Source organism: Microvirga pakistanensis, from assembly GCF_004458765.1.
Classification (GTDB): domain Bacteria; phylum Pseudomonadota; class Alphaproteobacteria; order Rhizobiales; family Beijerinckiaceae; genus Microvirga; species Microvirga pakistanensis.
This window is the reverse complement of sequence record NZ_SPJX01000088.1, coordinates 1-223: the sequence shown is the minus strand read 5'-3', so window position 1 is coordinate 223 and position 223 is coordinate 1. Positions and strand designations below refer to the sequence as shown.

General features: G+C 69.1%; 1 protein-coding gene. It reads right to left on the bottom strand.

Annotation, left to right across the window (positions count from 1 at the left end; genetic code table 11):
• A partial coding sequence (locus E4K09_RS28740; RefSeq protein ID WP_166802132.1) for a hypothetical protein occupies window positions 1-223 on the bottom strand: 223 nt, incomplete at both ends.

Genomic DNA, 223 nt, shown 5'->3' with positions numbered 1-223 from the left:
CGATAGAGGGGAACGGCATCCGCGGGCCGGCCCGAATAGGAGACCTGGTCCGCATATTCGAGCAGGAGCTCGCCCCGGCGCTCCGGCGCCGAGGCAATGGCCTGTTCGAACAGGCGGGCCGCCTCGCGATTGTCGTTCGTCGAGGCCGCCTGACGGGCCTGTTCGATCACCTCCTGGGGAGATTGCGCCACAGCGGAGGATAGGGCGAGGCCCGACCCCCCAA